The organism is Geoalkalibacter ferrihydriticus DSM 17813, assembly GCF_000820505.1.
Taxonomy (GTDB): domain Bacteria; phylum Desulfobacterota; class Desulfuromonadia; order Desulfuromonadales; family Geoalkalibacteraceae; genus Geoalkalibacter; species Geoalkalibacter ferrihydriticus.
The window spans coordinates 1170964-1184464 of sequence record NZ_JWJD01000001.1 but is presented as its reverse complement, the minus strand read 5'-3'; the positions used below and the strand labels follow the sequence as shown (position 1 = coordinate 1184464).

12 protein-coding genes are annotated in these 13501 nt (G+C 60.0%); 4 read left to right on the top strand and 8 right to left on the bottom strand.

The annotated features are described in order from the left end of the window. Positions 1 to 191 precede the first annotated feature (191 nt). A complete protein-coding gene (locus GFER_RS05375; RefSeq protein ID WP_040096733.1) occupies positions 192 to 1364 on the top strand; it encodes a diguanylate cyclase in 1173 nt (390 codons plus the stop codon). Positions 1365 to 1604: 240 nt separating this feature from the next. Then, a complete protein-coding gene (locus GFER_RS05370) occupies positions 1605 to 2729 on the top strand; it encodes a DUF362 domain-containing protein (RefSeq protein WP_040096731.1) in 1125 nt (374 codons plus the stop codon). 83 nt (positions 2730 to 2812) lie between these two features. Here the strand turns inward: GFER_RS05370 and GFER_RS05365 are convergent, their stop codons facing one another. The 4 genes from GFER_RS05365 to GFER_RS17525 all read right to left on the bottom strand — a co-directional run bounded on the left by GFER_RS05365 (position 2813) and on the right by GFER_RS17525 (position 5246). Then, complete coding sequence (locus GFER_RS05365; RefSeq protein ID WP_040096729.1) at positions 2813 to 3370, bottom strand: hemerythrin domain-containing protein; 558 nt, start codon at positions 3368 to 3370, stop codon at positions 2813 to 2815. A 2-nt stretch (positions 3371 to 3372) separates the two neighbouring features. Next, positions 3373 to 3828 (bottom strand): hypothetical protein, encoded by a 456-nt coding sequence (locus tag GFER_RS05360; protein WP_052445985.1) that lies wholly within the window; start codon positions 3826 to 3828, stop codon positions 3373 to 3375. Positions 3829 to 3856: 28 nt separating this feature from the next. Beyond that, the gene (locus tag GFER_RS05355; protein ID WP_040096726.1) at positions 3857 to 4072 is read right to left on the bottom strand and encodes a hypothetical protein; all 216 of its coding nucleotides are present in this window, start codon (positions 4070 to 4072) and stop codon (positions 3857 to 3859) included. Between the two features lie 343 nt (positions 4073 to 4415). Further along, entirely contained in the window at positions 4416 to 5246 is an 831-nt protein-coding gene (locus tag GFER_RS17525; protein WP_139172147.1) for a hypothetical protein, read from the bottom strand. Positions 5247 to 5514: 268 nt separating this feature from the next. Here GFER_RS17525 and GFER_RS05345 point away from each other — a divergent pair, with 268 nt between their 5' ends. Continuing rightward, positions 5515 to 6285 carry a PilZ domain-containing protein gene (locus GFER_RS05345; protein ID WP_040096724.1) on the top strand — a complete coding sequence of 257 codons (771 nt, stop codon included), beginning with the start codon at positions 5515 to 5517 and terminating at the stop codon, positions 6283 to 6285. A 21-nt stretch (positions 6286 to 6306) separates the two neighbouring features. On the opposite strand, the gene GFER_RS05340 is transcribed toward GFER_RS05345, so the two are convergent. Beyond that, a complete protein-coding gene (locus GFER_RS05340) occupies positions 6307 to 6873 on the bottom strand; it encodes a DUF1318 domain-containing protein (protein ID WP_040096721.1) in 567 nt (188 codons plus the stop codon). Positions 6874 to 6936: 63 nt separating this feature from the next. Next, positions 6937 to 10107 (bottom strand): hypothetical protein, encoded by a 3171-nt coding sequence (locus GFER_RS05335; RefSeq protein ID WP_139172149.1) that lies wholly within the window; start codon positions 10105 to 10107, stop codon positions 6937 to 6939. Positions 10108 to 10318: 211 nt separating this feature from the next. Between GFER_RS05335 and GFER_RS17520 the strand changes: the two genes are divergently transcribed. Then, the gene (locus GFER_RS17520; protein WP_052445983.1) at positions 10319 to 10714 is read left to right on the top strand and encodes a hypothetical protein; all 396 of its coding nucleotides are present in this window, start codon (positions 10319 to 10321) and stop codon (positions 10712 to 10714) included. Positions 10715 to 10783: 69 nt separating this feature from the next. Here the strand turns inward: GFER_RS17520 and GFER_RS05325 are convergent, their stop codons facing one another. Further along, a complete protein-coding gene (locus tag GFER_RS05325) occupies positions 10784 to 12088 on the bottom strand; it encodes a sigma-54-dependent transcriptional regulator (protein WP_040096716.1) in 1305 nt (434 codons plus the stop codon). 156 nt (positions 12089 to 12244) lie between these two features. Further along, a complete protein-coding gene (locus tag GFER_RS05320; RefSeq protein ID WP_040096714.1) occupies positions 12245 to 13501 on the bottom strand; it encodes an ATP-binding protein in 1257 nt (418 codons plus the stop codon).

Here is a 13501-nt window from a genome sequence, read left to right as displayed (position 1 = left end):
CAGCGGCCTATGATGCATGCTGCATAGCTTAGGCTATTGACTCGTCAGAGACACCTCCGTCTCGCCACTTAATGAAATAACAACGTTGTATACCGTACAAAATACTGGCCATGACTCCTGGAAAATTATACTATGCCCCTATTCTCATTACATGATTTGACAATCCCGATTTTTCCGCAGGAGAAAATTCAATGGAGCAAGAATTGTTGCAGCTATTTCGCAACCAAGGGCACGACGACGAGGAACTGATAAAAGGCATCGCTCATCTGGCATCGCGCCATGGTGCCCAGACTTACCGCCGCGCCCTGGAGATTCTTGCCGGCAAGGATTTTCCTCCTGAACAAGCACAGGCGCACTGGGAGGGGATTCTCGCCCACCGCCGCCACCTGTTTCCGTCACTGGTGAGTGGCCGACTGCGGACGGCACTGATCGACTACCTCCAAACGGAGGTGGGCGAATTGCGCGACCCCCGCATTCTTGAGGCCACTCAACTCGATGAGGTTCGCCAGGCCTCCATTACCGACGGCCTGACCTCTCTCTACCGCCAATGCTATTTCAAAGGGCGGCTCGAACAACTTTTCTCCAGGGAAAAAAGCCCTTCCAAGGACCGCTTTGCGGTCGCCATGTTCGACCTCGACCACTTCAAACAATACAACGATCAATGCGGACATCTTGCCGGTGACGCAGCCCTGCGCGCGGTCGCGGAAACCCTACGCCACAATATTCGCGACTACGACGTGGCGGCTCGCTACGGGGGTGAAGAGTTTGCCTTGCTGCTCTTTCGCGTCGATCCGCAACAGGCCTTCACCGTGTGTGAGCGCATTCGCTCGTCCATCGAAAAAAATGATTTCAGCAAAGACAGGCAGGACAACGATGTGCGCCTGACCATCAGCGGCGGACTGGCTTTTTTTCCCGAAGACGGCAACAGCGCCGGCGAACTTCTTGAGACTGCGGATCGGCGCCTTTACCAGGCCAAGGAATTTCGCAATAGGCTGGTGCCTGAGAATCAGGACCGGCGCCAGGCGTTGCGCCGTGCGGTTCGCTCCATTGTGGAACTTTGCCCCGAGGGCGACGGACAGTCCATTCCGGGCATGACCGCCGACCTGAGCAACAGCGGCCTCTCCCTCGATTGCGCCGTCTCCTTCGAACCCGGCGCCACCGTGCAGATACGTTTCCGCAAGCCGTTCTGGAGCCAGGAGCAGGAAACCCTTGCCACGGTGCGACGCATCAGCCGCGACAAGGGGAGCGGCATCATCCACCTGGGCCTTGAATTCGAAGAGAGCAAGAGCCATTTTTCTGGCTTGCTCGGCAATGAACAGACGCCCTGGAGCCTCAAGGGTGCATCCCTATCCCCGAACGGCTGACCTGGCCCAATAAGTTGCAAAGGCCGTAACGATTCAGCCGCACTGCCGGTCGCGCCTCAGGGCGTGACGGTTGAGTGTCGCGGCGAATGCGGGTTTTTCCCGCAAGCGCTGCCGCCGCAATGCTGAACAGTGACCAAACGCCTTCAGAATTTGATCTTGCGGCGCGGCTGTGCTATAGCGACTTTGTTTGTCGCATTTTCGCCCCAGCGCCTTAGAGCATTCAATTCTGGAGGTCTCCCAATGCCCGCCAAGGTCTTTTTTTCCGACTTGCGTGCGGATCATCGCCGCAACCTTTTCGAAAAACTCGAAGCACTCGCCCATTTCGCGGAAATAAAGACAGTGGTCTCCAAGGGCGATCTTGTCGCCGTCAAGGTCCATTTCGGCGAGCGCGGTGGCCATGCCTATATCCGCCCGACTTTCGTCCGGCGCATCGTCGATCTGATCAAAAACCTCGGCGGCAAGCCCTTCCTCACCGATTCCTGCACTCTTTATCCCGGTCAGCGCAAAGAGGCCGTTTCGGCCCTGGCCTGCGCCATCGAAAACGGTTTCGCCTATGCGGTCGTGGGTGCGCCGCTGATCCTGTGCGACGGGTTGCGCGGTCATTCGGCGCGGCGGGTCAAGATCGCCGGTGAGTTGCTGGAAAGCGTCGACATCGGTCTGGAAATCCTTGAGGCCGATTGCCTGATCACCCTGTCGCATTTCAAATGCCATGAGTTGACCGGCTTTGGCGGCGCATTGAAAAATCTCGCCATGGGTTGCTCCAGCCGCGAAGGCAAACTCGAGCAACACTCCAATGTTGCACCCGCGGTTGCGGAGAAATTCTGCACGGCCTGCGCCGACTGCTTTGCCGCCTGTGTGCATGGCGCGATTTCTTTCATCGAAGGCAAGGCGCGCATCGACCCTGGGGCTTGCGTCGGTTGCGGCCGCTGCATTTCCGTGTGCGAGGAGCATGCGATAAAAATTCAGTGGAACGAGCAGGCACCAACAGTCATGAAAAAGATGGCCGAATACGCCAAGGGCGCCATACACGGCAAGCAGGGGCGCACCCTGTACATCAATTTCATCACCCAGGTAAGCCCGCAATGCGATTGTTACGGTCATTCCGACGCGCCCATCGTCGCCGATCTGGGCATTCTGGCTTCTACGGATCCGGTCGCCATCGACCAGGCCTGTGCCGATCTGGTCAACCAGGCCCCGGGATTGGCCGGCACAGCCTTACAGAGCGGCCATGAACCAGGAGGTGACAAATTCCGTGGGGTTCATCCCGAAATCGACTGGGAAATCACTTTGGAGCACGCCGAAAAGATGGGGCTGGGAACGCGCAAATATGAATTGGTGAAAATTGAAAAAGCAGATGAGGGGTAACAGCGAGGAACAAAAACTCTTTCACGCGAAACAACGCTGAATGCGCCGAGGGGCGGACTTTCCGGTCCGCCCCTCGCGCTTTTTCAGGCCGCGGCCTGGTGTTCATATTTTTCCACAAGCCGCCGGTATTTTTCTTCCAGATCCGGGCTCTGGGCCTCGGCCTGCCGATAGGCATCAACCATGGCCGCACGCGGCCCCTCAGGCAACACCCGCTCCGCCAGGGGATAGAGGATATTATCTTCCTTGTCAATGTGGTCGCGCAGCAGGGCAATGTAGCCGCGCGCATTTTCCGCAATCACCGGAATCTGTCCCGACTCGCCGGCCAAGGCCTTCTGTGCGCCTTCCTCCATGGCACGCACAAAAGCGCGCCCCTCATCATGGGCCAAGAGCATGGCGGCCACCGGTGAGTTCTCCCGCGGCATGCCGTTATCAACCAGGGCCTTGAACAACACGTCCTCTTCCTTGGCATGATGAAAGCGGTCGGCGTAGTTGCGAATGAAATTGACCGCGTCGAGAAAAAACTGCCAGTCACGGAAGCGGCCCGCCTCCATACGCGCGACGTTGCCTTCCAACAGCGCAATCATGCGCAAAATCAGCTTGTGCTCTTCGACCATTACCTGAGTCACGTCGATTTTTGCCATGCTTAACTTCTCCTTTCGCCGTCCACGCCGATGATCGCCACCTTGAAGGCAATGTCCTTACCCGAGGCTTCCAGGGCCTGCTTGGCCATCATCGCCAGACCGCGGCAACAGGGAACTTCCATGATGGTGACGGTCAACGACTGAATGTCGTTGTGCTTGAGAATCTCTGTCAGCTTGTCCAGGTAGGGGCTGGTATCATCCAACTTGGGACAGGCGTTGACCAGCACCTTGCCCTTGATGAAGTCACGGTGGAAATCGCCGTAAGCAAAGGGCGCGCAGTCGGCGGCGATGAGCAGATGCGCGTTCTGCAACCAGGGCGCGCTGGGCGGCACCAGATGCAGTTGCGTCGGCCACTGACGCAGTTCCGAAGCCACCTTACCGGTGGCGGGGTTATCGGTTGCGGGTTTCTCGATGGTGCGCACGTTGCTGCCGGGGCAGCCGCAGGCCAGATTTTTCATGTTCGGATCTCCTTTTTATGGGCTGACTTTACTGGTTGTCCAGATAGGTATTGATTTCCGTTTCGATTTTGCCTTCGACTTCGTCACCCAGCGCATGAATACTGACCACGTCCTTGAGCAGGCAGATGCCCACCCCACAGGTGACGCAAGCAATGTCGTAGCGCTTGAGGATTTCCCCGATATGGGGATGCTGTTTCAGAACGTCTTGAATTTGTGCGTTGCCGAGATCGTTTCTAAGATTCATGGCGTTGCCTCCTTGCCTAAGCTTGGGTGCAGCTTAGCGCGAGGGAGGTGGAAGCCGACATGACGTGGGTCAAAAAACCGAAAAAATCGACGGGAAAGGTAAAATGTAACTATCCAGCGGCAACGTCCGACAGTACCGCAGGGTGGGGCGGTTGAGTGCTGCGGCAAATGTTTGAGCCGCAGGTGAGTTTTTGCCGCACGCGATGCCGCCGCACCCTGCGGTGCATGCTGAACAGTTACGNGGCGGTTGAGTGCTGCGGCAAATGTTTGAGCCGCAGGTGAGTTTTTGCCGCACGCGATGCCGCCGCACCCTGCGGTGCATGCTGAACAGTTACGGTAAAATTTCAGCGACCGTATTCTGGAGAGGTTTCGGGCTCCACAAACATCTGCTGGTGAATCCACGAGGGCGTATAGGGCACGAAGGCGCACTTGTCGGGATCGAAAATGCAGGTTTCGTCCGGAGGACAGGGAGTGGGGTCGGTACAGGCGCCGGGCCGCCGACGGGAGGTTCCACGCTCGGGAGGCTGAATGTCGCCGTTGGGGCCGCCGACTCCCGGTGAAGCTGGAGGCGCGCCCGGATCAAGGCCGGGTGCCCGCCCATCCAAGGAAACGTCACCCGACCGCCCGGCTGCGGTAGCGTCAAAAACAAACTCCCACTGAGCGTAGGTTTCGGCACCGGCCAGGCGCTCAAGACCCGGGGGGAAGTTATCGGTTTTGAAAGGTTTCAGGGTGCTGGAACTGCGCACCCCGCGGATGCGTCCGCCCGTATCCTTGAGAAAGACGAAGTCCTCACCCGTCATGGGATCCTTATACGGCTTGCGCAGATGACGCACGATCTGCGCCGCGCGCGGATCCTGCAACAGATCGTCAACGCTGTTGGGCAGCAGGCCAGGGGTTCGGCGCTGCTGCGTCGCGGTGCCGGTCCCGGTGCCGGGTTGGCGCACACGGCCGCCCAGTTCCGAATGGTAATAACTCTCGATGGCTTTGAGATATTGCCCGCCGACCCACAGCAGGTCTTTTTCCTTGGCGCGCTGCGAAGCGGCCTGCCAGCTCACTCCGGCCATGGCCGACCCCAGGCCCATGACCACCACCGCAATGATCACCACCATGAGCATGCCGCCACGCTGGTTGCGCAAGGATTGAGGCAAAGGCTGACATGGAAGGGATTTTGGCATGGTGTTATCGCGCAGTCCACAGGCAAAAGCCCGAAAAGAACGCCCCGGGCGCACACCCGGTTGCGGGTCGCGGCTGCGGTAACAGCGTCGGTTGTGAGAATTAGGACTGATGGCACGATTCCTGAAAATGAGAAATCACCAAAAATACATTATTCCAGATTTGGATAGCGGGCAGTTCTTGTATTCCAGACTAAGAGAAAGTGGTCTGCCATTGCAAGCCTTCCGTGAACACAAAAATTAGAGCACTTGAAGACATGGAGTTGTCCCTATGAGCCGCAAGTTCATCGTCATCCACCATTCTCCGGCCCTGCGCAAAATCATCGGTGCGAAAATCCGCGCCAATCTCGATGATGTCCAGGTTCTGGAAGCTGAGAATTCGGAACGCGGCCTGTCTCTGGTACAGGATCACCGCTGCCACCTTGTTATTTACCTGTGGGACGGCTGTGATCCCGGCGGCTTCGCGCTGCACGACAAACTACGCGATTTGCCCAACGGTCAGAGGGTTCCCTTTTTACTGCTGACCACCAGCGACAATGAAGACAACTTCAAGCAGATTGAAATCGCCGGGGTCCAGGAGCACCTGCTTCTGCCTTGCCCCTCCCAGCAATTCGCGGAAACCCTCAACCGGGTGTGCAACCCGGTTACCCTGAGGCGCGACAAGCGCTACGCGGTGCAGGACACCATCTTTCTTCTTGAGCAGCGCGGCCATGCCCTGCAAGGCAATGTCATCAACGCCAGCCTCGGCGGCATGCTCTGCGAAGTTCCCTTTTCGGAATCCTTCAATTGGTCCCTGCCCGCGGCGGCCAGCATCAATTTTTTCGTGGACGGCCACAACATCGTCGCTCCCCACCTCTACTCTACAGTCGTGCAACTTACCGTAACCCACCGCCACCCCGATTTTTCCCCGCGCAAGCTGCGCATTGCATTCCGCTTTCTCCAGGTTCCCGACGAAAGCCGCCAAGCACTGCAAGAGGTCTTTTCTAAAGTAGAGGAATTGGAGCAACTCAGCAGCTATAACCCGGCCCTGGAAGAAATCTAACCGCCTGCTGCACCGCAGACCTCATTTGCTGCGCCAACTGCCGTCCGGTTGTTCCAGATACCATCCTGCGGCGGCGTTGTCGCGCCAGGAATCGGCAAAAATAGACTGCACCTCATGGACGCGATCGGGAAAACCGTTGGCGCGGGCGATTTCGCGGTAAAGCCGCTGACGGTCAGTGTTTTCTTCGCCGACCAGACGGTTGACCTCGCCACGGGTGCGCAGATCCAGGCCATCGGTACGACGCACTTTCAACAACCCATCAGCAGAAATGCCTACATGACCTGTGTCGAGAAAAGGAAACAGACGCTCGGAGCGCTCCTTCATCGACTCCTTCACGGCACGGATTTCCGGGGTGCTGACGTTGATATCCTGTGCGGCGTAGGCCGTGGCGGGCCCCGGTAACCACTTCAGGAAACTGCCCCGCTCGCCGGCCGGCGGCTGGGGCGTCGAACGCTCTCCCCAAACTTCGTGAACGATCTGATCGGCGGCACCGCGCAATTCTTCGGCGGGAAAATAGATATTGATGGTGACACAGGCCGCAGCGGCCAGAAGTGCCAGGCCCAGCAGTGAACGATACAGGATTTTCATCGTTTTCCTCCATAGTTGATGCAGCTCATCCACCATCCCACTATAGCGCCTCGGTGACGAAAATCAACGACTTCCCGCACGATCGATACGGCTCAGGCGGCGCAGCATCTCGCGAAAGGAGATGGCCGATTGCGGCGCCAACACGTCGATGCGCGGCGGCAGCAGGCCGCCTTCCACGATATACAGATCCGATCCTGGCCGGGCCGTTCCGCGCAGGACGAAGACATCGTTGCGCAAGGCACAGAACAGACCCATGCGGCGATAGCGATAGAAATCAATGAAGCGGTAAACGCCCCGCGACAGGGCGGCCGAGATCCCGCCCTGGCTGATTACGGCCAGGTTGTTGATGGCCTTGACACTGATGTTGCGCTGCCCGCGCGCGCGCGTGGCAAACTCAGCGACAAAAGCCGACGGCACTGCGCCGAACAGGCGCAGGTCATGGATGGTGCCATCGAGGATGCCGTTGATCTCGCCGAATTCGAAAGTCTGGGTGAGTTGCGCCAGATCCAGCCCCTGCAGATCGATGTCGCCTTCGAAGCTGCGGTACGAGGAGAAAAGATCCTGGGCCCGGATGTTTCGCACCTGAATGGTCCCGCCGAACACCTCCAGGCGCGCTTCGCCTTGAGATTGCAGGTAGCCCCCCAGATATTCGAATTCGCCGAGGTCCGCGGCCAGGCGGCCCTGCATGAGGGGCAGCTCGAAATCACGGGTAAGCCGGGACAGATCGAGTTCATCCATGCGTGTGCGCCCAGCCAGATACAGCCCCTGCGGCTCCCAGCCCAGCAGCAGTCGATCGATATGAATGCGGCCACCGGCCAGATCCAAGACCAAGGGGTCGGCAAAGGTCAGGCGGTTGGTCGTGGCGCGCAGGCCCAGACGCCGGGGGCTTGCGGAGAGCGGCCCGAATCTCAGACCCTCATGGGCCAGCCAGCCCTGCGCCGCAGCCGGTGTGCTCTTCTCGTCTGGTATGGCGAACGAAAAAGGAATGACGCCGCGCAACTGAGCCAGCTCCATCTGCGCATCTATGCGCTTGAGCCTGAACTCCTCGGGCTGCAAGGTGCCCGCCAGCCTCCATCCGGACGGATCGAAGACACCCTCGCCCGCCAGCGTCAGCGCACCGCCCAACTCAAAGGCCTCCGCCACGGGGAAGAGCGTAGCCAGTAAGGGACGCAGTTGCCGGTTGTAGCCCGCTTCAAGCTGCGGCAACCGCAGCACGCCGCCTGCCTGCAACGCACCTTGGCGCCACTGGCCCTGCCCGGTCAGAGTGCCGATGTCGCTCAGGCGCAGATCGATTTGCGTAACGGCCAGGGCGGCGTCGGCAAAATCCCAGGCGGCATCCAAGTTAAGCGTCAGGGGAAGTTGGGACAGATCGCCGTAAAAGGAATGCACCAGCGCTTCCTGAACCTGGACGCCGCCGTTTACGAAAACGCGCAACGGCCGACCTGCAATCCACTCCAGCCGCCCGTTCAGGCGCACATCGCCGCCGGCCACTGCACTCATGTCGTCCGCAGCGAGGTATTCCACTTCCCGAGCGTGCAGATGCGCAAGCTCAAAGGCCAGCCCCCCAGGCCGCCAACGGACATCGCCCTGTACATTGATCCGGGGAAGGCTGGCCCCAAACCCCGTGAGAGCGGTTTGGATTCTCAGGTCGGGCAAATCCAGCCCCGTATCCTGGCGGCGAAAGCGGCTAGAGATGTGCGTTGCGCCCCACTCAAACCCTAGGACCCGCCAACCCTCGCCGACCAACTCCAACGCACCCGCCATGTCCTGTTGGGCAAGTTTCACACGGATACTGCCCGCGATCCAACCGCTGCGCTCCAGCATGTCCGGCCACAGGGACGCAGCGGCAACCGGGGCCAGGGCGGACAGCTCCGTGCGCTCCAACTGCGCATCCAGATGATCCAGCCCGCCCTGCATTCTGAGAAAGCTGCGTCCTGCCAGATCCAGTCGCAAATTTCCCGTCAGCCCATCCAGAGGCCCCCCGGCCTTGAACACGCCGCTCAGCGGCGCCAGATCCGCCCGAGCCTCAGGGATGGACGAATTTGTCGGCAGCCCACGAAAATCACCCTCCACATCGAGTCTGCCGTCCCGCCACTCCAGGCGCGCAGATCCCGCCAGCCCGCCGCTCAGCGGCAAGGCGGCGGTGCCGCCGAGCAACAAGGGCAAGCGCGCCGCCTCAGGCAGTTCGCCCTGTAGCTCGGCGCGAATTCGCTTTTCGTTTCCCTGAAGCTGAAAGAACAAGGGCACCTCATCAGCCCAGTGGAGTTGCCCCTCACCCTGCCAATTCCGCACATCCCCCGCGCCCTTGAGACTGAGGTTGGTCATATGCACCCGGCGCTCCGCCAGCCGCAGGGACAGTTCGGCCGCAACGAGCCGCCCCTGAACCTCTCCCCCCGCCAATTCCACAACCAGGGACATATCCCGAGCGACAAAGTCCAGATCCGGCGCAAGCAGCTCCGCCGCGCCAAAGATTGCAAGCCAAGGCTCCAATTGCGCGCGGTCGAAACGCGCCAGACCGATGGCGCCACCGACCGCAAGTCCGTCGGGCGCGGGACGCAAACTCAGCGGCGTCGCGAGCAGAGCGCGCCCATCCACGTTTAATTCGTGCACCTGCACGTGGGGCAGATCCTCCCAATCCAAGCGGCCGACGGCAGCCAGCGCCAAGGGGCGCTCAGCCGCCAGCTCCAACGCGAGGTGAAAATCTCCGGTGGGTATGCCGTGCATGTCCAATGCAATGGCACGGGCGGCGAACCGCTGCTCTGCAAGCGCCAGATCCAGGCGGCCGTCAACAATCCGGAGATGTCCGATACCCCAGGGAGGTTTGGACCAGACTGCGGGCAACGCCTCATCCCCTTGGCTCAGGGCGAAGATATCGAGTTGCAGATGCGGCTGAAACAGACGCAGGCCGTCGATCCGGCCGCGCCGCACGTGATCCAGGGAGAAATCCAGGGACAGGCCCAGCGCAGTGAGACAAAACTCCCCGGCGCGTTCCACCACCAGTCCGCCGACTCTGAGATGACCGGCCTCAAGTTCCAGGCGCTCAATGGCAACTTGCGCTTCGAGTTCGGCACTCAGACGCTTTTCAAGGTAGGGCTTTGCATAATGGTGGATCAGGCCGCCGCGGTACTGCCAGGCGGCAAGCAGCAACATCGCGCACAGGAATGTGCCGACGGTGGCGAAAAGGGCGAACAGCCGAAGGCGATGCAGAGATGAACGACGCTTGTGCCTAGTCATGGCCCCTGCCGGAAAAAAGGTGGCCGCAGTCTGCGCAAAGTTTTCCCAGGTGTTACAAATTTGCCGGAAAGACATTGCACAGGCATGCGCAACACAAACCTAACCTGCTGAATTTAATAAGTTTATTTTTTGGCACCGACACTGCAAAAAAGAGGACAGCAGAGACAATCACGGGATAATCCCGGCAACCCCATCAAAAGGAGAAAACATCATGAAAAAATCTCGCATCGTCGCCGCTGTTCTCACCATCCTTCTTGCCTCGGGCAGCGCCTTTGCCTACGGGGGCGCCCGTGGCGGCCAGGGGCCGGGCATGAGCACCGGCAAAGGGTACGCCAACCCTGATTGCCCGCGTGCCGAATCGCGGCGTGCCGGCATGAACCGCCAGGCCGCACCCGAGCAGACCCTCAACCACGAACAGGCCCGTACCCGCTTGCAAGAACATGTGGGCGACAATTTCAAGGGCTATACCCTGGGCGAGGTGGACACCGTCGAGCGTCCGCGCGGCACGACCTACCGCGCAAAAACCATGGATGCCGGCGGCAACCAGTTCGAATTCCATATCAACCCCTGGGGGCAGGTGCGCGGCCCCTTCCCCATCGGCGAATAGGCAGTGACGTGCGATGAGTGATGGGTGACAGGTCAGCGAAACATCGCGGATGCCGTCACTCATCACTCATCATCCCAACCCGTAATCCTTGATTTTGTAGTGCAGCGCCCGACGGCTGATACCGAGCAGGTCGGCGGCTTTGGACTTGTTGCCGCCGGTCTGCGCCAAGGCCTGGCGAATGGCCTGCTTTTCGCGTTCCTTGAGATCGACGCTTGCATCGTCCCTCACCGAAGACGCCCGTGACAGATCGGGCAGCAGTTGCTCGTCAAGCACATCACCACGCGCCAGAATAATGCTGCGCTCCACGAGGTTTTCCAGCTCGCGGATATTGCCGGGGAAGGAATATATCTCAAGTTTTTTGAGAAAGCCGTCGCTCCAGCCTTTGATGAGTTTGTTGAAGCGCGGTGCGTACTTGTCGATGAAATAGCGCAGCAACAGCGGGATTTCATCCCGCCGCTCGCGCAGCGGCGGCAGGCGCACGGGGAAAACGTTGAGGCGAAAGAACAGATCCTCGCGAAAAGCACCGGCGCGCACCTGCTCGTGCAGATCACGGTTGGTGGCGGCCACGATACGCACATCGGCCTTGAGCGTGCGGGTGCCGCCAACCCGCTCGAAGGTTTTTTCCTGCAGGGCGCGCAAAAGTTTCGGTTGCAGCGCCAAAGGCAGTTCGCCGATTTCATCAAGAAACAACGTACCCCCTTCGGCCAGTTCGAACTTGCCCGGTTTAGCCACAGCAGCACTGGTGAAAGCGCCCTTTTCGTGCCCGAAGAGTTCGCTTTCTACCAGATGCTCACTCAACGCCGCACAGTTGACCGCCAGAAAAGCGCCCTGCGCACGGGGGGAATTGTCGTGCAGCGAGCGCGCCACGAGCTCCTTGCCGGTGCCCGATTCGCCCAGAATCAGCACCGAGGCGTCGGTGGGCGCCACCATGGCCAACAGGTCGAGCACCTTGCCCATCACGGAGCCGCTCACGCCGGGGAAGCGATAATCTCTGGGGATTTCCGGCGGCGCCGCGACGCGCTGTGGTTGGTCGACCAGGCGCAGCAGCTCGGCGACCTCCACCGGTTTGGCGAGAAAATCCAGCGCACCAAGCTTCATGGCCTGCACGGCCGTTTTGACGCTGCCGTGGGCGGTGATGACGATCACCGGAATCTCGCGGCCTTGACGGCGCAACTCACCAAGCAGGGTCAGTCCGTCCATGACATCCATCTGCAGATCAAGCAGGATCAGATCGAAAGCCTCGCGGGCGATGCGCTCCAGCGCCTGCTGCCCGTTGACGGCTTCCGTTGCGCGATGCCCGGCCTGCTCGAGATGCAGGCGCAGCATCAGGCGATGATTGGGTTCGTCGTCGACGATGAGGATGTTTTTCGGCACGGATCTCTTCCTTTTTCTCACTGTCGAGTCGGGGGCATGCAATCCCCCTGACAAAGGTGTCCGGCGCCAGGATGGCGCCGGTCAAGCCCCAGGGATGGGTTCATGCGGCCTTTGACAGGGGGATTGCATGTCCCCGACTCCAAACACGTTCCCTGTTCAAAACTGCACCAACACAACGAACGGCTCGGTCTTTTCGATGCAGATGGCATAACCGTGCAGCTCCAAGATTTTGCGGGAGATAGGCAGACCGAGTCCCGCCCCCTGGGCGCGTGACGTGACGAAGGGGCGAAACAGCTCTTCCGGGTCGCCCTGTACCGGAGCGGCCACTGCGTTTTCCACTTTGAGGCTGCGTTTTTCGGCATCCAGGCGCACCTGAATAACAGATTTGTCCGGGGCGGCCTGCACGGCGTTGAGCAGCAGGTTGAACAACACCTGCAGCAGTTTGTCGCCATCGGCATGCACATTGAAAGTCAGACCACCCAAGTCCAACTGCAAACCCTTGCCGTCCAACTCATACAGCAGCAATTCCGCCGCCCGCTCGACGAGGGCACGCAGTTCGCAATCGCTTTTCTCGAGCACAGTTTCCTTGCCGTAAGCCAGAAAACCATTGACGATGCCGTCCAGCCTCCGCACCTCCTCGCGGGCGCGTCCAAGCACATCACGCACCTTCTCGTCCTGCTGTTTGTCGGCGGCGTAATCAATAAAGCCGCCCATGGCGCTCAGGGGATTTTTGATCTCGTGGGCCAGCACGCCGGCAAAGCGCCCGACCTCGGCGTTGCGTTCGGCGGCCTGGAGTTTTTCTTCCGTGGCGAGGTGAAAGCGGATGAATTTCAGCGCGTACAGATAGGCGGCAACCAGCAGCAACTGAATGATGAGCACCTGGCCGAGCTCCAGCCAGGTGCGGCGCAGCAGGTCGTTGAGAGGTTGCTTGTCGAGAGCCAGGGCGGTGAACAGCGGGCGGTCCCACAAAGGGCTCTCCATCATGCCCCGACCACGCCCCATCATACCCGTCGGCAGATGCGGCTTGAACGGCTGGTAAAGAATCAAAAGGTCGGCGTTTTCGCGCACCCTACGCTCTTCCACCGCCGTGTCGAGGGGCAGCGGCAGCTCCGGCCTGAGCGCGAGAATCACCTGGCCGTCGCCGTCATAAAGGACGAAATTCTCCACCGCCTGCTGCTGGAAGAACTCCTGCAGATACTGCTCGGCCTCCGCCGGGGTGAAACCCGCGCGGCGCATGAAAAAGCGCTGCCCGCCGGCAAAGGAGCGCGTAATGGTTTCGCCCAGCTCCACCAGATTTTGCCGCGCCTGCGCGATGGAGCGCCAGGCGGAAACGCCATGCAAGGCAATCACCAGGGTGTTGAGAATCAGCACCAGGGCCAGCAGCCATTGCAATCGCCGGGCAAAGGAATTCAT

What these genes read in the sequence shown, in the direction of transcription:
- GFER_RS17520 (WP_052445983.1), top strand. Translation starts at nt 10,319, where the DNA reads ATGAAAAAATCTCGCATCGTCGCCGCTGTTCTCACCATCCTTCTTGCC.
- GFER_RS05345 (WP_040096724.1), top strand. Translation starts at nt 5,515, where the DNA reads ATGAGCCGCAAGTTCATCGTCATCCACCATTCTCCGGCCCTGCGCAAA.
- GFER_RS05375 (WP_040096733.1), top strand. Translation starts at nt 192, where the DNA reads ATGGAGCAAGAATTGTTGCAGCTATTTCGCAACCAAGGGCACGACGAC.
- GFER_RS05370 (WP_040096731.1), top strand. Translation starts at nt 1,605, where the DNA reads ATGCCCGCCAAGGTCTTTTTTTCCGACTTGCGTGCGGATCATCGCCGC.
- GFER_RS05365 (WP_040096729.1), bottom strand. Translation starts at nt 3,370, where the DNA reads ATGGCAAAAATCGACGTGACTCAGGTAATGGTCGAAGAGCACAAGCTG.
- GFER_RS05360 (WP_052445985.1), bottom strand. Translation starts at nt 3,828, where the DNA reads ATGAAAAATCTGGCCTGCGGCTGCCCCGGCAGCAACGTGCGCACCATC.
- GFER_RS17525 (WP_139172147.1), bottom strand. Translation starts at nt 5,246, where the DNA reads ATGCCAAAATCCCTTCCATGTCAGCCTTTGCCTCAATCCTTGCGCAAC.
- GFER_RS05340 (WP_040096721.1), bottom strand. Translation starts at nt 6,873, where the DNA reads ATGAAAATCCTGTATCGTTCACTGCTGGGCCTGGCACTTCTGGCCGCT.
- GFER_RS05355 (WP_040096726.1), bottom strand. Translation starts at nt 4,072, where the DNA reads ATGAATCTTAGAAACGATCTCGGCAACGCACAAATTCAAGACGTTCTG.
- GFER_RS05335 (WP_139172149.1), bottom strand. Translation starts at nt 10,107, where the DNA reads ATGACTAGGCACAAGCGTCGTTCATCTCTGCATCGCCTTCGGCTGTTC.
- GFER_RS05320 (WP_040096714.1), bottom strand. Translation starts at nt 13,501, where the DNA reads ATGAATTCCTTTGCCCGGCGATTGCAATGGCTGCTGGCCCTGGTGCTG.